Raw genomic sequence first — 22,307 nt, 5'->3', positions numbered from 1 at the left:
CCTTCTTTTCCTTGTGGCTGACCCCTTCATGTCAAGATTCAAGCGTTTCGAACAACTGCAACTGCTGCCCTACCTGGGTAAATGGCTGCTGCTGGCAAGCCTGGTGGCCGTGCTGGCCGGCAGTGCCTCGGCGTTTTTCCTGTTTGCCCTGGACTACGTCACCGGCACCCGCGAAAGCCACCGCTGGCTGATCGCGCTGCTGCCCGTGGCTGGCTTCGTGGTGGGCTGGATCTACTACCGGCTGGGCAAGTCGGTGGAGGCGGGCAACAACCTGCTGATCGACGAAATCCACGACCCGAAAAACGTTGTGCCGCTGCGCATGGTGCCGCTGGTGTTGGGCGGCACCCTGGTGTCGCACCTGTTCGGCGCCTCGGTGGGCCGCGAGGGCACGGCGGTGCAGATGGGTGGGGCGCTGGCCGACCAACTCACGCACCTGCTGCGCCTGCGCCGCGAAGACCGGCGCATCATCCTCATGGCCGGCATTGCCGCCGGCTTTGCCTCGGTGTTCGGCACGCCGCTGGCCGGCGCGGTGTTCGGCCTGGAGGTGCTGGCCATCGGGCGCATGCGCTACGACGCCTTGTTCCCGTGCATGGTTGCGGCCATCGTCGCCGACCAGGTGGGCCTGCTGTGGGGCGTGCACCACGTGCACTACGCCATCGGTGAGATCGTCCCGGTGGGTGCCTGGAGCCTGGTGGCAGTGCTGATCGCCGGGGTGATCTTCGGCCTCGCCGGGCTGCTGTTCGCCAGCGCCACCCACCGCCTGGGCGCGCTGGTGAAACGCCTGATCGGCTACCCGCCACTGCGGCCGTTCGTGGGCGGCATCGTCATTGCCCTGGCGGTGTGGGCGCTGGGCGCCTACGACTACATCGGGCTGGGCATTCCCGGCATCGTCCAGGCCTTCCAGGTGCCCGTGGCGCCGTGGGACTGGGCCAACAAGCTGGTGTTCACCGTGGCGTCCCTGGGCTCGGGTTTCAAGGGCGGCGAAGTGACGCCACTGTTCTACATCGGCGCCACCCTGGGCAACGCCCTGGCACCGCTGCTGCACCTGCCGTTCGCGATGCTGGCGGGCATCGGTTTCGTCGCCGTGTTCGCCGGCGCCGCCAACACGCCGCTGGCGACCATCATCATGGCCATGGAGCTGTTCGGCGCCGACATCGGGCCGCTGGCAGCGGTGGCGTGCATCGCCAGCTACCTGGTGTCGGGGCACACCGGGATCTACAACGCCCAGCGCGTGGGCCACAGCAAGCGGCGTGCCGGCGAACTGCCCGAGGACTTGCGCCTGGGCGAGCTCAAACAGTATCGAGCGACGCAGGCCGAGGCGCGCAAGCGTCAGCCGTAGCGGGCGCCCGCACGAACAACCGCGCCTGGGCAAAGCGCGTCGACCAGGCGTTGGCGGCGCGAAAGCGCTGCACGCTGGCCAGCGGCTCGCGGTAGCCCAGGGCGCGCGCAAGCGTCGGCCCCAATGGCTGGCCAGGGTCGGCCAGAAACACACCATCGGCCTTGGCGTGCTGGCGCATTTCACCAAACGCCGAACTGATGACCGGAATGCCCAAGGCCCGGTATTCGTAATATTTGATCGGGTCGACCGACTCGGTCAGCGTGTCGATCTTGAACGGGATCAGCCCCACGTCGAAGTCGCGCATGGCGCGCATGGCGTCGGTGTGGCTGCACTGCGGGCGCAGGTGAATGTTGGCGGGCAAATGTGCCGGCACCTGCCCAAACACCGGGCCTATCAGGCGCACGCAGGCGTCGGGGCGCGCCTGGGCCAAGGCAATGACCAACGACCAGTCGAACCACTTGGCGATAGCCCCCACGTAACCGATGAGCGGTGCGGTGCCCGCGGCCCGCGCTGACCTGGAAGGTGCCAGCAGGCGCTCCGCAGCACAGGCATTGGCCACCCACTGTGGCGTTGCCCCCAACTGCTGGACGCGCTGCATCAGGGCGCTGGACGAGCACCAGACCCTGCGCGCCGCTAGCACCGTCTGCTGCTCGCGGCGGGCCATGGCCCATCGTGACCAGCCTTTGTAGAACAGCGACACGTCATCCATGGCGTCGTAGCAGTTGTCGCTCAGCAGCGGGCAGGCCATCAGTTGCAGGGCCAGATGCGAGGGCTTGCCCACTACCAGCAAGGCAGGCTGGCGGGCGAAGGCCTGCACGGCGCGCACTGTGCCTCGCCACAGCCAGCGGTTCAGCCAGGCGGACAGTGGCAGGGGTTCGATGGGCAACGCCAGCGGCTTGATCACCTTTAGCCAGGGCGGCACGGGCACGTGTGGCAGGGCGGCTTGGGGCGGGCCGAGCACGTCGTCCAGGTTGGGCAGGCGGGTGGGGTAGGGGTCTACCCACAGCACCTGCCCGCCGGTTTGCCGGTGGAAGCAGGCGACCATCTCGTGGGGCCGCTGGGTGACGCTCTGCCAGGCGATGGGCGCCAGGTAGACCATGCGCTCGTGCAGCCCCGCAGGGTGCGGTTGCTCTGGTTTCAGGGGCGGTAGGTGTGCGGTTGCCATGGGCCCCACTTGGTTTCGTAGTGTTTGCGGTTGCGCTCGAACAGCGCCTGGCGCGCGGGCGCCTGCATGGCGTCGAACGAGGCGGACAGGTGGTGGTGGATGAAGGCGTCTTCGGCGCACACGCACCTGAGCCCGGCCTGTTCCACCCGGCGGCAGTAGTCATCGTCCTCGAAAAAACCCAGGCCGAAGATTTCGTCCAACGGGCCGAGGGTGTCGTAGGTGCTGCGCGGCATCATCACGGCGAAGAAGGCCAGGGTGCGCAGGTCAAAGTGCTGCCCACAGTGGCCACGGGTGTAGCGCGCCGCCGCTTGCCGCAGGTCATCGCCGGGGGCCATGGGCAGGGTGACTCTGGCCTCGTTGCCGATGTTGTCGGTCACCGGCCCGATCAGGCCGATGCCCGGGTCGCGGCGCAGGTGCTGTTGCAACGTGCGCAGGGCGCCGGGCATCACCTGGGTGTCATTGTTGAGCAGCATCAGGTAGGCGCCCCGGGCCAGGGCCAGGCCCTGGTTGTTGGCGGCAGAGAAGCCGCGGTTGTCGGCGTTGAGCACGATGTGCCGGCCCTGGCCCTGGCCGGCCCATTGGCTGAGGTAGGCCGGTGTGCCGTCGCTGGAGGCGTTGTCCACCACTATCACCTCCAGCACCGCGTCGTCGCCTTCCAGGCTGGCCAGGCACTGGCGGGTGAGCGCCAGGTTGTTGTAGGTCACCACGATCACGCTCAGGCTGGGCTGGTGGGTGGCAGCCTGCACTGCCTGCACCAGCGTCTGGGCGCGATGGCCCCAGGTCTGCTGGCGGGCAAAAGCCTGGCGCGCGGCCTGGGCCTGGGGCAGGTCGGGGGTGCCCAGCACGGCGTGGATGGCCGCCAGATACTCGGGAATTTGCCGTGCAGTGCTGACGTGGCCGGCAAACTGCTGCAGCTCGGGCAGGTCGGTGGCCACCACCGGCTTGCCGGCGCTCAGGTATTCGTAGACTTTTACCGGGTTGGTGGCCAGCGTCAGCGGGATGACCTGGAACGGCAGCAGGCACACGTCGAAGGCATGCAGGTAATAGGGCAACTGCGCGTACGGCACCTCGCCGGTGAACACCACGTTGGCGTGGCCGCGCAGGTGCGCCGCGGCGTTCACGGTGTCGGCGCCCACCAGCAGGATGCAGCAGTCGTGGAAATGCTCGGCGATGGCCGCCACCACCGTCAGGTCGAACCACTCGGCGATGGCACCGTAGTAGCCGATGATGCGCCGCTGGCCGGGGTCCTGGTAGCGCTGGGCGGGTACCTGGGCGAAGTAATCATAGTCGGCGGCGTTGCGCACCACGCACGTTTGCCGGGCCTGGCCGGCCCAGGCCTGCTCCAGCCAGGTCGAGGTGAACAGCGTCAGGTCGGCGCTGGCCAGCAGCGCTTTTTCCATGGCCAGCAGGTGGGCGTTGTCGTTGCCGAAGCCTTCGTGGTTGTCCATGCAGTCATAGACCAGGCAATGGTCGGGCAGGGCCTGGGCCACCCCGGTCCAGAAGGGGTGGTTGACCAGCGATACGCAGGCCTGGCCGTCGGCCCATTGCAGCAATTGCCCCAGGCCCTGGTGCAGTTGCCGCAGGTGCGCCGCGCTGGCGGCGTCGCGGTAGATGTTCGGCGCGCGGCGGGCAAAGAGCTTGATCTGCACGAGGCGGCCCTGGGTGTCCAGGGCCTCGGCCTGGAAGCCGGGCTCGTCGCGGTCCAGCAGCTCGCTGGACACGTAGAATACCCGGTGGCCCTGGCTGGCCAGCACCTTGGCCAGCTGCTGGGGGCGCTGGTGGCGGAAGTGCCAGTCGATCACGCCCCACAAGAAGTAGTCGGGGCTGCCCGCCACGGCCGGGGCCAGCGCGGGCAGGTCGGCCGGCGGCGTGCGGGCTTCCAGCACCTGGCGCACCGGGCGCAACGCGGGCTTTACCAGGCGCCGGTAGAGGGTGCCGAGGTGATAGCGGGCGCTGGGCGAGAGTGGCAAGCGGTAATAGAGCTGGCGCAACAGTTGCCGGGGCGGCGGAGGCGGTAGCAGGGGCTCGGCCGCCGACGGGCCGGCGGGCTCGGCGCCACGCGGCCGGTGCGCCTGCCAGGCGCCCCATTTGCTTTCGAAGTAGGCCTGGTTGCGGTCCCACAAGGCCTGGTATTCGCCGGTGGCGATCAGCTGCTTGAAGGTGGCCTGGCCGTAATGGTGGATGTAGGCGTTCTCCACGCACACCGTGCGCAACCCGGCGGCCTGCACGCGGCGGCTGTAGTCGTCGTCCTCGAACAGCCCGATGCCGAACTGCTCGTCCAGTTCGCCTACCTGCTCGAACACCTCGCGGCGCATGGCCACGCAGAACATCGCCAGCATGGGAATGTCGAAACTGGCGTTGGCCTGGGCGGCCTGGTGGCGGTCGGCGAAACCTTGTAGCTGGGCGATGTCGGTGTAGTCCACCGCGACCCTGGCTTCATTGCCGACGTTGTTGGTGACCGGCCCCACCAGGCCCACGGTGGGGTCCTGCAGGCGCCGCAGCAGCGGCTTGAGCCAGCCGCGCGGCACCACGGTGTCGTTGTTGAGCAACAACAGGACCTGGCCGTCGGCTCGGCGCAAGCCCTGGTTGTTGGCAGCGGCGAAGCCACGATTGTCAGGGTTGAGGATCACCTCCAGGCCCGGCATGCGCTCGCGCAGGGCCGCCAGGTAGGTGGGGGTGGCATCCTGGGAGCCATTGTCGACCACGATCACCTGCAACGCCGGCCAGTGGCTGTTGCGCGCCACGCTGTCCAGGCACTGGGCGGTCAGGGCCAGGTTGCCGTGGGTGACGATGATGATCGACACCTTCGGCGCCTGCACCTGCATGGCCTGTTCGCACGCCAGGCGGCGCTGCTGCCAGGTGTTGTCCCGCGCCAGGGCCACCCGGGCGGCGCGATGGCTGGCGGGTTCTTCCAGGGCGCGGGCGATCTGTTCGACGAAGGCCGGGGCGTCGCTGGCGAAATAGACGTGCTCGCCATAATGGCGAATCTCCTCCAGCGGCACACTGACCACCGGCTTGCCGGCGCTGAGGTATTCGTACAGCTTCACCGGGTCCACCGCGTGGGTCACGTTGTAGAGCCGGAAGGGAATCAGGCACACGTCGAAGTGGTGCAGGTACAGCGGCATCTGCGCGTAGGGCCGGGGGCCTTCCAGCCTGACGTTGGGCAGTTGGTCGAGGCCGCCCAGGTCATCGACGAACACATCGCCCACCAGCACGAAGGTCCAGTCGGGGCGCTGGCGCGCTACCTCGGCCAGCAGGCCGAAGTCGAACCAGGCCGCGAGCGCGCCGTAATAGCCGATCACCGGGCCGGGGAAGGCCGGCAGCAGGGTGTTGGGCTGGCAGTGCTGCTGGAAGAAGCCGAAGTCCACGCCGTTGCGCACCACGGTGCAGGCCTGGGCGCGGCCCTGCCACTTTTCCAGCAGCAGGCGTGCCGAGACGCTGGTCAGCTCGGCAGCCGTGACCAGTTGTTGCTCGGCGGCCAGCAGTTGCGGGCCGATATTGGGGAAGCCATCCCAGTCGTCCATGCAGTCATAGGCCACCGGCCAACCGAGGCCCAGCACCAGGGGCGTCCAGTAGGCCAGGTGCACCACCGCCCAGGCGTGGCTGATCTGCTGGTCGGCGTACAGCGCTTGCAGGGTGTCGTGGAAGTGGCCACACAGCGCCGCGTCTGGCAGTTGGGTGTAGTAGTCGTGGGGCACGGGGCAGTCCAGGCGCACCTGCGTCACGTTGGTGCGCGGGTGTTCGAGTTCGTAGGGCTGGCCCCGCAGGTCTTCGGTTGAGGGCACGATGTAGAACACCCGCCAGCCGTTGTCGGCAAATTGCGCCATCAACTGCTGGGGGCGTTGGTAGCGCGCCTCCCAGCGGATGTTGGCGAAGCACAGCAGGGTCGGTTGGGCCGCGCGCCCGGGGTGGTTGGCGAGGCGTTGGCTGGCAGCGGCCGTCAACGGGTTGCGTACGGGTAGCTCAGGGTACCGCCAGACACCATGGCGCACCCGTCGAGACACCCTGCGCAGCGGTTCGCCCAGGCGCCAGGTGTGGCTGCCCAGCAGGTCCTCGACCTGGGCGCGGGCGGCATCGCGCTCGCTGCGCGCCAACGCGAGTTCGGCCTCGAGGATTTCCAGGGAAACAGGCGGGTGTTGCTCAGCCATGGTGGTACTCGTGCAGGGGGCTTGGGTCGTTTTCCGGCCACATGGAGCTCAGCGAGCCGGGCCGGTAGAAGGTCACGGTCATGCTGCGCCGGGAATGGCTGCAGCCCTCCACCACGGGCGACACGGCATGCCAGGAGTCATCGGAGCGCACCAGCACCGCCGAGTTGCCCACCCGTGGCTCGATGACAGCGCTTACCGCGTTGATGTCCTTGCTGTGCAGAATGTTCAGGCAGCCGCCGTCGGCACGTTCCCAGGTGGCGTTGAAGTAGAGAATGTGGGTAACCACCTTGTCGCCCAGGTCGGGGTGGGCGCCCAGGCTGGCGCCGGGCCCATAGTGGAAGACGTTGACCTCCATGGGCGCGTTGCTCAGGTCGCGGCCGGTCAGGTGCGACAGCGCCGCGCGGTAGGCGGGTGAGCCCAGGTCGCGGGCCAGCGCCCGCCAGGCCTCGCTCAAGTGCTCGGCGTGGGCGATGGCGTCGCTGCCCATGGGCTTGAGCGCCCGGGCCTCGTATTCGTAGTCTTTCTCACCGCCGTAACCTTTCACGGTCTTGAAGTGGTCGCGCGGGAAGGTCAGGGCCAGGCCCTCGGCGTCGTGCACGGCAAACAGGCGGTCGATCTGCGCCCAGGCGTAGGGCTGGGCGTTGAGTTCGGCAGTGCGGATGCGGTCAATATTGAGCATGGGTCCCCCGATTTTTCCGTAGGTGTCTGAGTGCACGGGCAATGGCGCGCAGGGGCGCGGTCAGGCGCAACGACCTGGACCCCTGCAGGTGGCGGACCCTGGCTTCACTGTGGGCCAGCTGTGCTCGCAAGCTGGCCACGGTGGCCTGGCTCGGGTCTTCGAGTAGGTTGGGCAGGTCCTGCCACAGCGCGCCAAGGGCCGGCGCCGGGCGGCTGCGGCCCTGGCGCAGCAGGTGCGCGACGTGGTCCCAGTAGCGGTCCAGCGCCTGCATGGCCGCCTGGGCCTGGGCGCTGGGGCGGGTTTTGCCACAGCGCGCCAGGAACCAGGCCGTCGTCGCTGCCTGCCCGGGCGCCAGCGCATGCAGGCCCGAGTAGGGGGCCAGGGCGGTGTACTTGCCGCCGGCAAGGTCGGCCAGGCAGAACACCGGCACGCCAAAGGCCAGGCCGGTGATCGCCAGGTGGTAGCTGTAGCCGATCAGCGCCTGGGCGTTGCCCAGTATCTCGGCCAGCAGCAGCGGTTCGGGCCAGTACGGCAGGCGAATGGCCTGGGGCAGCCGCGCGGCCAGCAGGGCCGAGTCATCGTCCAGCACCGGGCCGATGGGAATCAGCACGACCTGCAGGTGGGCGAAGGCCTGGGGGGCGCTTTCCAGCAGGCGAACGTAGGGCTCGGCCAGCGTCAGTGCGTGGATGACGATGTAGCGCGGGCCCAGGCCCACCTCGGCGCATAGCTGGCGGAAGGCGGCGCTGGGCTGCTCGATGTCCAGCGCCCGGGGCAGGGCGAACGCGGTGTCGGGCAGCACCTCGATGGCGGCATCGGGGCATACGGCCTGCAGTGCATCGCGCGACAGCGCATCACGTACCCGCACGCAGGCGCTGTGCGCCAAGGCCACGCGCAGCAGCGGTGCGGCCCAGTCCGGGATGGGGTTGCAGTGCATGCCCGGGGCGTTCCACACCACCGGGATACCCTGTTGCAGCGCAATCAACGCCGGGGTCAGCCAGTAGCCGGTGGGGTGGTGGATGCCGGGGTGGGGCGGCAGGTAGTCGGGGGCCACCAGCTTGTCGAAGCGAATCAGGAAGCCGCCACCAATCAGCAGCCCGTCCAACGAGCTGGCCAGCGCCGGCAGGTCGCTGAGCGGGGTCACGGCAAAGGGCCAGGTTTGCGCATCACGTGCGTGGTAGGACAGCCGGTGCAGCTGGATCGGCCCCAGGCGCCGGCGCAGCTCGGCCTCGGCCAGCAGCGGGAACAGCAGGTCGCCGTAATTCTGCACGTCGAAGGTGCCGACGATGGCGATGTGGCGGGTCGCTTCAGTCACAGGGGGGTTACCTCGTCCAGGCGTTTACTGCCGGTGCTCGCGCCGTCGTGGCCTTGCAGCCCCAGGTCGACCACGCCGAGAAAATGCTTGTCGTTGGGCAGCACGTCGAAGGCCAGCAGGCCGACCTGTTTTTCGATCAGTTGCGAGCTGTCTTCGGTGAAGCCGTTCATCAGTTTCAGGGTGATGTGGTAGCGCCCCGGCCCCAGGCGCGCCGGGAAGCGCACGGTCAGGCTGGCCGGGTACCAGCCGTCTTCCTCGGGGCCAGGGCGCAGGGCGAAATTGGCGCCGCCGATCACCAGCAGGCGCGCTTCCTGGATGGTCACGCTGAGGTTGGGCCGTGCCACGCTGGCGCGCAGCCGCGCCTGCACCTGGAGCTCGATCTCGTCGCCGTGGCGGTAACTGCAGAACAACTGCCCGGTCACGGTGAAACAGGCCGCGCTGATGTGGCCCTCGTCGGTGCCGAAGGCCATGCCGTCGCGGGTGTCGAGAAAGGCCTTGCGCGTGACCGGCGTGCCCCCACCGCTGGCCCAGCGCCGTTGCTCGTCGCGCATGTCCAGCAGGTACAGCTCGGCCATTTCCTCCGCCGGCCCGCTGGCCAGCAACTGGCCGTCGCGCAGGTAATACACGCGCTGGCAGAAGCGCTTGACCATGCTCATGTCGTGGGACACGAACAGCAGGGTGGCGCCGCTGGCGGTCAGGCTTTCCAGGCGGTTGAGGCATTTGAACTGGAAGGAGGCGTCACCCACCGACAAGGCCTCGTCGATGATCAGGATGTCGGGCTCCACGCACACCGACACGGCGAAGGCCAGGCGCACCAGCATGCCGCTGGAGTAGGTCTTGGTGGGCTGGTGGATAAACTCGCCAATGTTGGCGAAGGCGCAGATTTCCTCGTAGCGCGCGTCGATCTGCGCACGGCTGAGGCCCAGCACCGCAGCGTTCATGTAGACGTTCTCGCGGCCGGTGAACTCGGGGTTGAAGCCCGAGCCCAGCTCCAGCAGCGCCGCCACCCGGCCCTGGCGGCGCACGCTGCCGCTGGTGGCCGTGAGGGTGCCGCACAGCAGCTGCAGCAGGGTCGACTTGCCGCTGCCGTTGCGGCCAATGATGCCCACCGTCTCGCCGCGACGAATCTGCAGCGACACCTGGTGCAGCGCATGGAACTCGCGGTAGAAGCGCTTGCGGTTGCGCAGCAGCAATTGCAGCAGGCGATGGCTGGGGCGGTCGTAGATCTGGTAGCACTTGCTCAGTGCCTGGGCGTCGATCAGCAGTTCAGAGGACATCGGCAAACGCCTTGCGGGTTTTCTGGAACCACAGGAAGCCCAGCCAGGCCACGGCCGTGCACGCCAGCAGTTCAATGCACCAGCTTTGCAGGCTGGGCAGCTGGCCCTGGATCAGCACGGCCCGTGCCTGGTCGATGAACAGCGCCATGGGGTTGAGGAACAGCCAGTGCTGCCAGCTGCCGGGCAGGGCAGAAGGCGGGTAGAAGATCGCCGAGACGAACATCAGCGCGGTGGTCAGCACCCCGGTCAGTTGGCCAATGTCGCGCAGGAACACCCCCAGCGAGCTGAGGGCCCAGCACAGGCCTTGGGTAAACAGCACCAGCGGCAGCAACAGCACCGGCAGGGCCAGCACCGTCAGCGGTGGCCAACCGGCCACGCACAGGTGGAACAGCAGCCACACCGCAAGGCCCGCGACGGTATGGAACAGCGCCGCGCCGAGGCTGACCCACGGCAGGATCTCCAGCGGGAACAGCACTTTCTTCACGTAGTTGGCGTTGCCCACCACCAGCCCGGGGGCGGCGTTGACGCACTCGGCAAACAGGTTGAACACCAGGAAGCCGGCGAACACGATCAGGGCGAAGCTGGCGTTGGAGTCGCTGCCCTGCCAGCGCGCCTTGAACAGGGCGCTGAACACCAGCGTGTAGATAGACAACAGGAAGATGGGGTGGAGCAGCGACCACAAGGTGCCGGCGATGGAGCCGCGATAGCGGCCGCTGACCTGGCGCCTGATCATCGCCACCAGCAATTCGCGGTGCCGCCATGGGCTGCTGAACATCCCTGCCTGCAACTCTTCAATCATTGAAGCCGACCCTTTGGAGCATGCGTCCCGCACACATGGCCGCCATGTTAGCCGAGCCGCGAGGCTGCGCAAGTGCGTTGGATCAACAATAGAATAAATACTTGAATGTATCCATTTTGCTACTAAGTTTAGCCAAATGACGACATATTCGCCGAAGAAGCTTTTTTTGAAATATTTTGCATAAAATTCAACGGGTTGTGCAGGACGTTGCAGGGTGGCAAGCCATTGGCGGCCGGCCCTGGCTGCGGCGGGGCAATTGACGCGCTTGCCCGCTCTGGCATCCTGCGCGGTGCAGATGGCATAGGGATATGACAGTGGACAGGATTCGGCACAAGGTAGTCTGCGTCATCGGCACGCGCCCGGAGGCCATCAAGATGGCGCCGGTGATCAATCAATTGAAGCAACATCCACGGTTCGACTGCCGCGTGGTGGCCACCGCCCAGCACCGCGGGCTACTGGACCAGGTGCTGGCGTTGTTCGACATCCAGCCCGATATCGACCTGGACATCATGCAGCCCAACCAGACCCTGGCCAGCCTCAACGCCCGGCTGCTGCTGGAGCTGGACCGGGTGTTGCGCGACGAAGCCCCCGACGTGGTGCTGGCCCAGGGTGACACCACCACGGTGTTGAGCGCCGCCATGGCCAGCTTCTACCAGCGCATTGCGTTCGGCCACATCGAGGCTGGGCTGCGCACCTTCGACCTCGACAGCCCGTTTCCCGAGGAGGCCAACCGGCTGATGGCCAGCCGCCTGGCGCGCTGGCACTTCGCGCCCACCGACGGGGCAGTGGCTAACCTTGTGGCCGAGGGGGTGGACCGGGCGGCCATCACCCTGACCGGCAACACGGTGATCGACGCCTTGCTGGCCGTCAGCGCTCGTCAACCAACCCTCGACGTCAAGCTGGCGCCGGGGGCGCGGATGATTTTGGTAACGGCCCACCGCCGGGAAAACTTCGGTGCGCCCATCGTGGCGATCTGCACGGCGCTCAAACTGCTGGCCGAGCGCAATGCCGACCTGCAGTTCCTGTACCCGGTGCACCCCAACCCCAACGTGCGCGAAGTGGCCTATGGCATGCTCGCCGACTGCCCGAACATTGTGCTGTGCGACCCGCTCGACTACGCCTCGTTCGTGGCCGCCATGCAGCGCGCCTACCTGATCATCAGTGACTCGGGCGGCGTGCAGGAGGAGGCGCCGGCGCTGGGCCGGCCGGTGCTGGTGCTGCGCGAGGACACCGAGCGGCCGGAGGCGGTGGCCTGTGGCGTGGTGAAACTGGTGGGCACCGACACCCAGCACCTGGTGGAGCAGGTGCAGCTGTTGCTGGACGACCACCAGGCCTACGCCGCCATGGCCCGTGGCGTGTCGCCCTACGGTGATGGCCACAGCGCCGCGCGCATTGTCGAGGTGCTGGCGGCGAGCCTGGCAGGGCAGGGGTAGCGCCGAACCTGAACGAACGGCAAACGTGACGCTTATTTTACGCCATTGTAACAATCACCTACCTATACTCCGCGGCGACGGCGCCCACCCGGCGCCGCGCCGACATTATTTTACCAACCCCTGATCTTGTGCTGTGCTGTAACGGTCCGCGTGGCCGTGCGGCGTGCGCGCAGGTTAATGCCGGAACTTGCCCTATGAACAAGGTACTGCGTCACTACATTCCGGCGTCGACGCTACGGTTGCTGCCCAACCGCTGGGACCTCATGGCCCTGCCACTGGTGGTGGGCTTCCTGCTGTTCTTCTCCATTGGCGCCCACCAGACCTGGGCACCGATCTCCACCCTGCAGACCCAGGTGATTTCCCTGGACCCGGCCGACCTGCCCGAGTACGCCGTGCGCACTACCTTGCGCATGCTTGCGGCCATGGCCGCGTCGCTGGTGTTCACCTTGATTTATGGCACCCTGGCGGCCAAGAGCCGGCGTGCGGAGAAGCTGCTGGTGCCGGTGCTGGACATTCTCCAGTCGGTGCCGGTGCTGGGCTATATCTCGTTCACCGTGACCTTCTTCCTGTTGCTATTCCCCGGCCGGGTGCTGGGCGCCGAGTGCGCGGCCATCTTCGCCATCTTCACCAGCCAGGCGTGGAACATGACGTTCAGCTTCTACCAGTCGCTGCGCATGGTGCCCAACGACCTGGCCGAGGTGGCCAGCAACATGCAGCTGTCGGCCTGGCAGCGCTTCTGGAAGCTGGACGTGCCGTTCGCCATTCCGGGCCTGGTGTGGAACATGATGATGAGCATGTCCGGCGGCTGGTTCTTCGTGGTGGCGTCCGAGGCGATCACCGTGGGCGACAAGACCATCACCCTGCCGGGCGTGGGCGCGTACCTGGCCACCGCCATCCTGCAGCAGGACCTCAAGGCCGTGGGCTACGTGATTTTGGCCATGGTGGTGGTGATCCTGCTGTACGACCAGTTCCTGTTCCGCCCGCTGGTGGCCTGGGCCGACAAGTTCCGCATGGAAAACACCGCCTCCCAGGCCGGCGCGCCGGAGTCCTGGGTGCTCAACCTGATCCAGCGCACGCGCCTGGTACAGCGCATGCTGCGGCCCGTCACCCGCACCATCGGCCGCCTGGGCAACCGCCGCTTCAGCCTGCCACGCCGTCAACGCCGGGCCAGCGTCAACCCGGCGGCGTCGCGGCTGGTGGACTGGGTGTGGAACCTGGCCATCGGTGCGCTGACCTTGTATGCGCTGTGGCACATCGTCGAGTACGTGGGCAGTGAAGTGGGCCTGGATGAATGCCTGCACGTGGTGGGCCTGGGCCTGATCACCTTGCTGCGGGTGCTGTTGCTGATCGTCGTGGCGTCGCTGATCTGGGTGCCGCTGGGGGTGATGATCGGCCTGCGGCCCAAGTGGGCGGAGAAGGTCCAGCCGCTGGCGCAGTTCCTCGCGGCGTTCCCGGCCAACCTGCTGTTCCCGGTGTTCGTCATCGTCATTTTGCGCTACCAGCTGAACCCGGACGTGTGGCTGAGCCCGCTGATCGTGCTGGGCACCCAGTGGTACATCCTGTTCAACGTGATCGCCGGCGCCAGTGCCTTCCCCAACGATTTCCGCGAGGCGGCGGCGAACTTCCGCATCCGCGGCTGGCAGTGGTGGCGCACGGTGATGCTGCCGGGGATTTTCCCGTATTACGTGACGGGTGCGATCACTGCGTCGGGCGGTGCCTGGAACGCCAGCATCGTTTCCGAATTCGTCGCCTGGGGCCAGGACAAGGTCGTGGCCCACGGGCTGGGCGCCTATATCGCGCAAACCACGGCAGACGGCGACTTCCCCAAGATCACCCTGGGGGTGGTGGTGATGTCGCTGTTCGTGGTGCTGTTCAACCGGGTGGTGTGGCGCCCGATGTACGCCATGGCTGAAAACAAGCTGCGCATGAATTGAATGGGGAACCGTGGATGAATACCTTGAACCAACACCCGGGCAACACCGCGCAGATTTTCTCGCTGAGCAACGTCAGCCGCGGCTTCGGCAAGGGCAAGGAGACCCTGCAGGTGCTCAGCGACGTCGACCTGACCCTGCGCGAGGGTGAAATCGTTGGCTTGCTGGGGCGTTCCGGCTCGGGCAAGTCGACCCTGCTGCGCATCATCGCCGGCCTTATCGAGCCCAGCGCGGGCGAGGTGCTGTACCGCGGCGAGCCGCTGACCGGCCCGGCCGAGGGCGTGGCCATGGTGTTCCAGACCTTTGCGCTGTTCCCCTGGCTGACGGTGCTTGAGAACGTGGAAGCCGGCCTGCATGCGCTCAAGGTGCCGCGCAAGGAAGCCCGCCAGCGGGCCCTGGCGGCCATCGACCTGATCGGCCTGGACGGTTTCGAGAACGCCTACCCGCGCGAGCTGTCCGGCGGCATGCGCCAGCGCGTGGGCTTCGCCCGGGGGCTGGTGGTGAACCCCACGCTGCTGCTGATGGACGAGCCGTTCTCGGCGCTGGACGTGCTCACCGCAGAGACCCTGCGCACCGACCTGCTGGACTTGTGGAGCGACAAGCAGCTGCCGATCAAGTCGATCCTGATCGTCACCCACAACATCGAGGAAGCGGTGCTGATGTGCGACCGCATCCTGGTGCTGTCGTCCAACCCCGGGCGCGTGGTGGCGCAGATCCGCGTGCCGTTCGCGCACCCGCGCAACCGCCTGGACCCCACCTTCCGCAATATGATCGACGACATCTACGCGCTGATGACCGACCGCCGCAGCGCCGACGCCAGCAAGGGCAGGGCCGAGCTGAAAGTCGGCAGCCCGCTGCCCGACGTGTCCACCAACCTCATGGCCGGTTTGATGGAAGCCCTGGCTGCCGAGCCGTACCACGGCCACGCCGGCATGCCCATGGTGGCCGAGCGTTTGCTGCTGGAGGTGGACGACCTGTTCCCGGTGGCGGAAATGCTCGAGCACCTGGGCTTCGTCGAGCTCAAGGGCGCGGACATCACCCTGACCGAGCCGGGCAAGCTGTTCGCCGACTTCGGCACCCAGGAGCGCAAGACCCTGTTCGCCGAGCACCTGGTGCGCAACGTACCCCTGGCGGCGCGCATCCGCCTGATCCTGCAGGAACGCCGCGGCCACCACGCCCCGCGCGTGCGTTTCGAGCAGGAGCTGGAAGATTCGTTGACCGAAGCCTTCGTCGAGCAGACCCTGGAAAGCGTGATCAGCTGGGGGCGGTACGCGGAGATCTTCTCCTACGACGACCACACCGAAACGTTCAGCCTTGAGGATGTGGAAGGGGAGAGCTGACGCCGTGACGCGGCCTGCGGCCGCTGCTACAAGTCGGCGTAGCAGCTGCCGCAGGCTGCGTCAGGGTCGCAATGAATTCGATCAGGTGCGCTCCTACGCAGCATAGCGAGGAATGTTTTCATAGTGCCCCGCACGTTTGGCAGCCTCCAGGTCATGGGTGCACTGCAGCGCCAGCCAGTAGCCTTCCGAGGTGCCAAAGAACCGTGAAAGCCGAAGATCAGTGTCGGCGCTGATGGCACGGGTGCCGCGAACGATTTCGCCAATGCGAGTGGCGGGTACGCCGATGGCGGTAGCTACTGCATTTTTGGTAAGGCCCAGAGGCGTGATGAATTCCTCCATCAGGATTTCACCAGGGTGAATGTTGGGCAATTGCTCGCCAGAGGTTTCGGCCAGCAGGTCTGGGCGGATTGTCATGTTATGTCCTCAGTGGTAGTCCACGATTTGCACGTCGTAAGCATCGCCGTCGATCCAGCGGAAACAGACGCGCCATTGAGCGTTGATTCGGATGCTGTGTTGACCCGCCCGATCATCATGCAGCGGCTCCAGCTTATTACCCGGTGGTACACGCAAATCGTCCAGTGCCTTGGCGGCTTCCAGCTGGCGAAGTTTGCGCAAGGCAACGCGCTGAATGTCCCGGGGCAATCTTCTGGCGACCAATCCGCTGGCGACCGCTTCGGTTTGCTTGTCCCTGAAAGTCTTGATCATCGGTCCGTGCCTGATTGAATACGGTAGCACTATAACGTTTCGCAGCATATGCTGTTTCGCGTTATATTTTCACGATGTGTCTGCCTTTTGGAGAGGCGATCAGGGTGGTTGATTCGACGGTATCGTCATCGCCATACCCGACCACCGGACTCAAGCTTGTCGAACGCATGTCGATACGATCACATCCCCATCCGTTCAGAGGCATGTCGTGAGTCTCATCTCCTCCCTGGATCGCCCCGCCAGCCGTGTGCACACCGCCGCCAGCGCGCCGCCCGAGCCCGAGCACGGGGTCATCGAATGGCTGCTGCACGACGACCAGGTGATGCGCGAATGCTTCCGCCACGCCGTGGCGATTTTGAAGACGGTGCTGGGCACTGCCTACAGCGCGGTGATTCTGCTGGACGCCGAGCATCAGCATTACCGCGCCGAAGCCGGGGTGGTGCTGGACAGCATTCCCCGCGGGCGCTCCCTGGCCGACCACGTGGTGCGCCAGCAGGATGTGTTCGTGGTGGAAGACGCCCGCGAGGACGCCCGCTACGCCGAGTGCCAGCTGGTCAGCGGCGCGCCTTTCGTGCGCTTTTACGCCGCCATTCCCCTGCGCGCCCCCGGCGGTGAGCTGGTGGGTGCGCTGTGTGCCATGGACCCGCAGCCGGGCGAGTTGGACGAGCCGCGCCGCGAGGTGTTCCGCCACCTGCGCGCGATGATCGAGAACGACCTGACCCTGCGCACGGCCACCGCCATCGACCCGCTGACCCAGCTGTTCAACCGCCGCTTCATGCTCGAGAGCATCCAGCGCAAATGGCAGGAAGCCCCGGCGGGCCAGCCCCTGGCCGCAGTGATGGTGGATATCGATTACTTCAAGCAGTACAACGACACCTACGGCCACCCGGCCGGCGACGATTGCCTGCGCCAGGTGGCGGCGGTGATCCAGGCGGTGGCTGACGCGCACCATATGATCGCCGGGCGCCTGGGCGGTGAGGAATTCGGCTTGCTGGCCAGCAGCGCCCAGCCGGACGCGTTGCGGGAGGCGCTGGAGGCCCTGCGCAAGGGCATCCAGCAGCTGGGCATCGAACACCGGCGCTCAAGTTTCGGCCACGTCACGGTCAGCATCGGCGCCGCCTTCGCCACCCCGGCCAGCGTGCCCCGGGACAGTTTCACTGTCGCCGACCAGGCGCTGTACCAGGCCAAGGCCCAGGGCCGCAACCAGGTGGTCATCGGCTAGCGTTGCGCTCGCGCACCAGCGCTTCCAGGGTCAGGCGGTTCTGCGAGAGCAGTGTGTCGCGCACGGTCTCCATGCGCGCCCGGTCGATGGTGTCCCAGTTCAGCGCCCGCAGCACTGGCCGGCGCAGCACGCGGAAGGCCATGCCCTGGCTGTTGAAGGCCATCGCCCGAATGATCGTCACCTCGTCGTCGGCGCTGCGCCCGGTCAGGCGGCCGAGGATGCCGCGGGTCACCGCGCTGAGGCGCTGGTTGAAGCCCTGGTTCATCATCTCGAACGCCGCCGGCGGGCCAAGGCCGGCCTGCTCGCGCGCCATGAAACGGCGCCAGTCGCTGCTTTGCGGGGTGTCGTGGATGAAGCTGACGAAGCCGCCCAGCACCTCCAGGTAGGCGTCGATCAACGCCTCATCGCTGGCGTCGGCGTCTTCCAGCAGCGCCTCGGCGTGCAGCACCACGCCGCTCAGCTGTTCCCAGATGTGCGTGAGGATGTGGTCCACGCAGGCCACGTACACGCCTTCCTTGTTGTCGAAGTAGTACTGCAGCGCCGGGGCGTTGACCCCGGCGGCGGTGGCGATGTCGCGGGTGGAGGCGCCGTCGAAGCCGCGTTCGGCGAACAGCCCGAGGGCGGCGTCGATGATGCGCGAGCGCGTCTCTTCGCCGCGTTGGTAGCCGCCTTCCTTAGCCGGTCGATGTCGTGCCATGTCGAAGTGCCTTGAGTGAGTCAGGTGCAAAATATATCACTTGACATAAATTCGCTACCGTCACATTTTGTATCGACTGGAATATTTTGGAGCCCCTGGCATGTCCGTCGATCGCCCTCTCGGTCCGCAAGAGCAACTTTCCCCCGTGGCCGAAGACCCCAAGGAGCCCCAGCGCGCCGGCCCGCGCAAGGTGCTGCTGGGCCTGGGGCTACTGATTGTGCTGGCCGCGCTGGTGTGGGGCGGCTACTGGTGGCTGCACGGGCGCTTCATCGAAAGCACCGATGACGCCTACCTGGCCGCCGACAGCATGACCGTGGCGCCCAAGGTGGGCGGCTACGTGACCGAGGTGCTGGTGGCCGACAACCAGACCGTCGACGTGGGCCAGCCGCTGGTGCGCCTGGACGCGCGCAAATACCAGGCGGCCCTGGACGAGGCGCTGGCCACCGTGGCCTCGCGCGAGGCTGACGTGGCCAAGGCCCAGGCCGACCTGGTGCAGCAGGACGCCAGCATCGCCCAGGCCCGTGCCGAATTGGCCGGGGCCGGGGCCGACACCCAGCACGCCCGCGCCGAGGTCAACCGCTACGCGCCGCTGGCCAAGTCCGGCGCCGAGACCGAAGAACGCCTGGCCGAGCTGACCAACAAACTGGCCCAGGCCAGCACCAGCCAGGCCGCGCGCCAGGCAGCGCTGGAGTCGGCGCAGACGCGCACCGGCATTCTCAAGGCGCAGCTGCAGCAGGCCCGTGCGCAACTGGTGGTGGCCCAGGCCAGCGCCCGCCAGTCGCAGCTGGACCTGGACGACACCACCGTGGTCAGCACCCTGGCCGGCCGCGTGGCCGACCGCAGCGTGCGGGTCGGGCAGTTCACCCAGCCGGGCACGCGGCTGCTGACCGTGGTGCCGGTGCAGGCGCTGTACCTGACCGCCAACTTCAAGGAAACCCAGATCGGCGACATGCGCCCTGGGCAGAAGGTCACCGTGCACGTCGACGCGCTGCCGGGCCAGGACCTGGCCGGGCACATCGACAGCCTGTCGCCGGGCACCGGTTCGCAGTTCGCCTTGTTGCCGTCGCAGAACGCCACCGGCAACTTCACCAAGATCGTCCAGCGGGTGCCGGTGCGCATCCAGATGGACGTGCCCGATGACGTGCGCAAGGTGCTGGTGCCAGGCCTGTCGGTGACCGTCGACGTGGACGTGCGCACCCATGGCTGAGGCACTGGCTGCACCGGCCGCGGCGCCGCGCGAGGCCAACGCCTCGCTCAGTGACTGGGTGGCCGTGGCCGCCGGCTCCCTGGGCGCGCTGCTGGCGACGCTGGACATTTCGATCACCAACTCGGCGCTGCCGCAGATCCAGGGCCAGATCGGCGCCTCGGGCACCGAAGGCACGTGGATTTCCACCGGCTACCTGATGTCCGAGATCGTCATGATCCCGCTGGCAGCCTGGCTGACCCGGGTGTTCGGCCTGCGCCGCTTCCTGATGGGCAACGCCATCATCTTCACCCTGTTTTCCATGTACTGCGGCCTGTCCACCAGCCTGTTGGCCATGGTGCTGGGGCGCATCGGCCAGGGCTTTGCCGGCGGCGCGATGATCCCCACGGCGCAGACCATCATCCGCACCCGGCTGCCCAAGCACCAGATGTCGGCGGGCATGGCGATCTTCGGCCTGACTGTGCTGCTGGGGCCGCTGATGGGGCCGGTGGTGGGCGGCTGGCTGACCGAAAACGCCAGCTGGCGCTGGTGCTTCTTCCTCAACCTGCCCATCAGCCTGGCGCTGGTGGCGCTGCTGTGGAGCGGCCTGCGTCCGGAAAAGGCCGACCTGCAGCAATTCATCAAGGCTGACTGGATCGGCATCCTCGGCCTGGCGCTGGGCCTGAGCACCCTGACCGTGGTGCTGGAGGAGGGCCAGCGCGAGCACTGGTTCGAGTCGCACATGATCGTGTGGCTGAGCCTGCTGTCGTTCCTGGGCTTCTGCCTGGTGGCGGTGGGGCAGGTCACGGCCAGCAAGCCCATCGTGCGCTTGAATCTGCTGCGCAACCCGCGCTACGCCAGCGTCATTCTCATCGTTTCGACGGTGGGCGCGGCGATCTACAGTATCTCCTACCTGCTGCCGCAGTTCCTTGGCACCGTGGCCGGCTACAACGCCCAGCAGGCGGGCTCGATCATGCTGCTGTCGGGGCTGCCGGCGTTCCTGCTGATGCCGGTGCTGCCGGCGCTGCTGCAGCGTTATGACAGTCGCTGGCTGGTGAGCATCGGCCTGGTGATGTTCGCCATCAGTTGCGCCATGGACGTCGGCCTCACGGCGCTCAGCGTCGGCCACGACTTCTACGGCTCACAGCTGCTGCGCGGCTTCGCGCAGATTCTGGCAATGATGCCGTTGAACCAGGCGTCCATGGCGGCGGTGGCCACCCACGAGGCAGGGGATGCGGCGGGGCTGTACAACATGTCGCGCAACCTGGGGGGCTCCATCGGCCTGGCGCTGATGGGGGTGATGATTGACCGCCGCAACACCTACCACGACGACGTCATCCGCGAGTCGCTGACCGCCAACAGTGCGCAGGGCCAGGACTACATGGCCAGCCAGACCGCCTCGTTCCTGGCGCAGACCGGCGACCAGGCGCTGGCGCAGCTCAAGGCCTCGGCGCAGCTGGCCAGCAACATCGCCACCCAGGCGACGGTGATGACCTTCAACGAATGCTTCTACCTGCTGGGCATTGCCCTGGTGGTCTGCGTGCCCTTGGCGCTTCTTCTGAAAAAACCGGCGAGCCATCCATGAGCGACAGCGGCAAGTTCGACAAGACCCTGATTGGCGCCCTGGCGCTGGCCCTGCTGGCCGGCTGCACGGTGGGCCCCGATTACCACGGCGCACCCACGGTGGCCGACAAGACCCTGGCCGCCGGCAAGCTGCCCCACGCCGACGCCGGTGCCGCGACGATGCCTGCCGCCGCCGACTGGTGGCGCGGCCTGGGCGACCCGCAGCTGGACGCGCTGGTGGACGCCGCGCTGAAGGGCAGCCCCGATATCGCCTCGGCCGAGGCGCGCTTGCGTGAATCGCGTGCCGGCCTGCACAGCCAGCAGGCCGACGCCATGCCCAAGCTCAGCGCCAACGCCACCAGCCTGCGCATGCGCTCGCCGGACCTGTCGTCGCTGACCGGTGGCGACAGCGGCGGCGGCCGTGGGCCGGTGCAGTTCTACCTGGCCGACTTCGACGCCAGCTGGGAGGTCGACTTGTTCGGCGGCACCCGCCGCGCCATCGAGGCGGCGTCGGCCAGCGCCGACGCGTCCATGGCCGACCTCGCCGACGCCCAGGTGCAGTTGGCCGCCGAAGTGGTGCAGGCCTACGTCGACCTGCGCGACCGCCAGGCGCGCCTGGCCCTGGTGGACGCCACCGCCGACCTCGAAAGCCAGGTGCTCGACCTCACCCAGCAGCGCCGCGCCCGCGGCGTGGCCTCGCAGTTGCAGCTGGAGCAGGTGACCACCCAGCTGCAGACCACTCAGGCCCAGCGCTTGCCATTGCAGGCGCAGATCGTCGAGTCGCTGGATGAACTGGCGGTGCTGTGTGGCCAGGAGCCGGGCCAGCTCGACGCCCAACTGGGACAGCCCAAGGACTTGCCCAAGGTGCCGGCGCAGGTGCCGGTGGCGGATCCGGCGGCCCTGCTCAAGGCGCGTCCGGACATCCGCACCGCCGAGCGCCAGCTGGCCTCGGCCAACGCGCAGATCGGCGAGAAGAAGGCTGACTGGTTCCCCAAACTGTCGCTGATGGGCGACCTGGGCTTCAGCGCCGCCGAACCCTCGCACCTATTGCGCAAGGACAACGGCACCTGGCTGCTGCTGCCGCGCCTGACCTGGAACGCCCTGGACTTCGGCCGCGTGGCCGCCAGCGTCGACAGCGCCACCGCCGGCCGCGACGAAGCCCAGGCGCATTACCGCAGCGTGGTGCTGCAAGCCCTCAAGGACGCCGACACCGCCCTGGCGCGCTACGGCCACCAGCGCCAGAACGTGGTGCTGCTGCGCGATATCGAAGCCTCCTCGGGCCGCGCCGCCAGCCTCACCCGCGAGCGCTACAAGGCCGGCACCGCCAGCACCCTGGACTGGCTGGACGCCGAGCGCACGCGCTTCGATGCCGAGCAGAACCGCATCAGCGGCGATGCGCAGCTGCTCAAGGACTTCGCGGCGTTGCACAAGGCGCTGGGGCTGGGGTGGCGCGTCTGACGCGGCCTGCCGCCGCTGCTACAGGTCATGCGTAGCAGCTGCCGCAGGCTGCTTCC

Annotated in this window: 17 protein-coding genes; 8 read left to right on the top strand and 9 right to left on the bottom strand. The window is 67.4% G+C overall.

The genetic code is table 11. The annotated features are described in order from the left end of the window. The first annotated feature begins 28 nt into the window (after window positions 1-28). Window positions 29-1,339 carry a voltage-gated chloride channel family protein gene (locus AC0J42_RS18040; protein WP_473002799.1) on the top strand — a complete coding sequence of 437 codons (1,311 nt, stop codon included), beginning with the start codon at window positions 29-31 and terminating at the stop codon, window positions 1,337-1,339. Here the strand turns inward: AC0J42_RS18040 and AC0J42_RS18035 are convergent. The 6 genes from AC0J42_RS18035 to AC0J42_RS18010 are packed head-to-tail and all read right to left on the bottom strand — an operon-like array spanning window position 1,290 to window position 10,719. Then, window positions 1,290-2,504 carry a glycosyltransferase family protein gene (locus AC0J42_RS18035; RefSeq protein ID WP_473002797.1) on the bottom strand — a complete coding sequence of 405 codons (1,215 nt, stop codon included), beginning with the start codon at window positions 2,502-2,504 and terminating at the stop codon, window positions 1,290-1,292. The genes AC0J42_RS18040 and AC0J42_RS18035 overlap by 50 nt on opposite strands. Further along, a complete protein-coding gene (locus AC0J42_RS18030) occupies window positions 2,477-6,652 on the bottom strand; it encodes a glycosyltransferase (protein WP_473002796.1) in 4,176 nt (1,391 codons plus the stop codon). Before AC0J42_RS18030 ends, AC0J42_RS18035 begins: the two co-directional genes overlap by 28 nt. Then, window positions 6,645-7,331, bottom strand: a complete 687-nt coding sequence (locus tag AC0J42_RS18025) for a 2OG-Fe(II) oxygenase (RefSeq protein WP_473002795.1) — start codon at window positions 7,329-7,331, stop codon at window positions 6,645-6,647. Before AC0J42_RS18025 ends, AC0J42_RS18030 begins: the two co-directional genes overlap by 8 nt. Beyond that, entirely contained in the window at window positions 7,318-8,643 is a 1,326-nt protein-coding gene (locus AC0J42_RS18020; RefSeq protein WP_473002794.1) for a polysaccharide pyruvyl transferase family protein, read from the bottom strand. Before AC0J42_RS18020 ends, AC0J42_RS18025 begins: the two co-directional genes overlap by 14 nt. Beyond that, window positions 8,640-9,920, bottom strand: a complete 1,281-nt coding sequence (locus tag AC0J42_RS18015; protein WP_473002792.1) for an ABC transporter ATP-binding protein — start codon at window positions 9,918-9,920, stop codon at window positions 8,640-8,642. The genes AC0J42_RS18020 and AC0J42_RS18015 overlap by 4 nt, the downstream gene beginning before the upstream one ends. After that, complete coding sequence (locus tag AC0J42_RS18010) at window positions 9,910-10,719, bottom strand: ABC transporter permease (protein ID WP_473002790.1); 810 nt, start codon at window positions 10,717-10,719, stop codon at window positions 9,910-9,912. The genes AC0J42_RS18015 and AC0J42_RS18010 overlap by 11 nt, the downstream gene beginning before the upstream one ends. A gap of 323 nt (window positions 10,720-11,042) precedes the next feature. On the opposite strand from AC0J42_RS18010, the gene wecB reads away from it, so the two are divergent. The 3 genes from wecB (at window position 11,043) to AC0J42_RS17995 (ending at window position 15,423) form a co-directional block, all read left to right on the top strand. Further along, window positions 11,043-12,152, top strand: coding sequence for a non-hydrolyzing UDP-N-acetylglucosamine 2-epimerase (wecB, locus tag AC0J42_RS18005; protein WP_473006877.1), 1,110 nt, complete (start codon window positions 11,043-11,045; stop codon window positions 12,150-12,152). A gap of 194 nt (window positions 12,153-12,346) precedes the next feature. After that, complete coding sequence (locus AC0J42_RS18000; RefSeq protein ID WP_473002789.1) at window positions 12,347-14,086, top strand: ABC transporter permease; 1,740 nt, start codon at window positions 12,347-12,349, stop codon at window positions 14,084-14,086. A 14-nt stretch (window positions 14,087-14,100) separates the two neighbouring features. Beyond that, window positions 14,101-15,423, top strand: a complete 1,323-nt coding sequence (locus AC0J42_RS17995; RefSeq protein WP_416424924.1) for an ABC transporter ATP-binding protein — start codon at window positions 14,101-14,103, stop codon at window positions 15,421-15,423. Between the two features lie 93 nt (window positions 15,424-15,516). Here AC0J42_RS17995 and AC0J42_RS17990 read toward each other — a convergent pair whose 3' ends face one another. Next, window positions 15,517-15,837: a HigA family addiction module antitoxin gene (locus AC0J42_RS17990; RefSeq protein WP_473002787.1), complete on the bottom strand. Its 321-nt coding sequence runs from the start codon at window positions 15,835-15,837 to the stop codon at window positions 15,517-15,519. Between the two features lie 9 nt (window positions 15,838-15,846). Beyond that, window positions 15,847-16,128: a type II toxin-antitoxin system RelE/ParE family toxin gene (locus AC0J42_RS17985; protein ID WP_416424922.1), complete on the bottom strand. Its 282-nt coding sequence runs from the start codon at window positions 16,126-16,128 to the stop codon at window positions 15,847-15,849. 208 nt (window positions 16,129-16,336) lie between these two features. On the opposite strand from AC0J42_RS17985, the gene AC0J42_RS17980 reads away from it, so the two are divergent. Further along, on the top strand, window positions 16,337-17,350 hold the full coding sequence (locus AC0J42_RS17980; RefSeq protein ID WP_473002784.1) for a sensor domain-containing diguanylate cyclase: 1,014 nt from the start codon (window positions 16,337-16,339) through the stop codon (window positions 17,348-17,350). Here AC0J42_RS17980 and AC0J42_RS17975 read toward each other — a convergent pair. Continuing rightward, entirely contained in the window at window positions 17,340-18,047 is a 708-nt protein-coding gene (locus AC0J42_RS17975) for a CerR family C-terminal domain-containing protein (protein WP_473002783.1), read from the bottom strand. The genes AC0J42_RS17980 and AC0J42_RS17975 overlap by 11 nt on opposite strands. Before the next feature lie 100 nt (window positions 18,048-18,147). On the opposite strand from AC0J42_RS17975, the gene AC0J42_RS17970 reads away from it, so the two are divergent. Genes AC0J42_RS17970 through AC0J42_RS17960 form a run of 3 tightly spaced genes read left to right on the top strand, consistent with a single transcriptional unit; the run spans window position 18,148 to window position 22,251 of the window. After that, complete coding sequence (locus AC0J42_RS17970; protein ID WP_416424919.1) at window positions 18,148-19,254, top strand: HlyD family secretion protein; 1,107 nt, start codon at window positions 18,148-18,150, stop codon at window positions 19,252-19,254. Then, the gene (locus AC0J42_RS17965; protein WP_473002781.1) at window positions 19,247-20,815 is read left to right on the top strand and encodes an MDR family MFS transporter; all 1,569 of its coding nucleotides are present in this window, start codon (window positions 19,247-19,249) and stop codon (window positions 20,813-20,815) included. Before AC0J42_RS17970 ends, AC0J42_RS17965 begins: the two co-directional genes overlap by 8 nt. Then, window positions 20,812-22,251, top strand: coding sequence for an efflux transporter outer membrane subunit (locus AC0J42_RS17960; RefSeq protein ID WP_416424917.1), 1,440 nt, complete (start codon window positions 20,812-20,814; stop codon window positions 22,249-22,251). The genes AC0J42_RS17965 and AC0J42_RS17960 overlap by 4 nt, the downstream gene beginning before the upstream one ends. Window positions 22,252-22,307: the final 56 nt, after the last annotated feature.

The organism is Pseudomonas sp. Tav-5-1A (assembly GCF_055755055.1).
The sequence above is the reverse complement of the archived record's forward strand: the minus strand, read 5'-3'. Positions and strand labels throughout refer to the sequence as shown.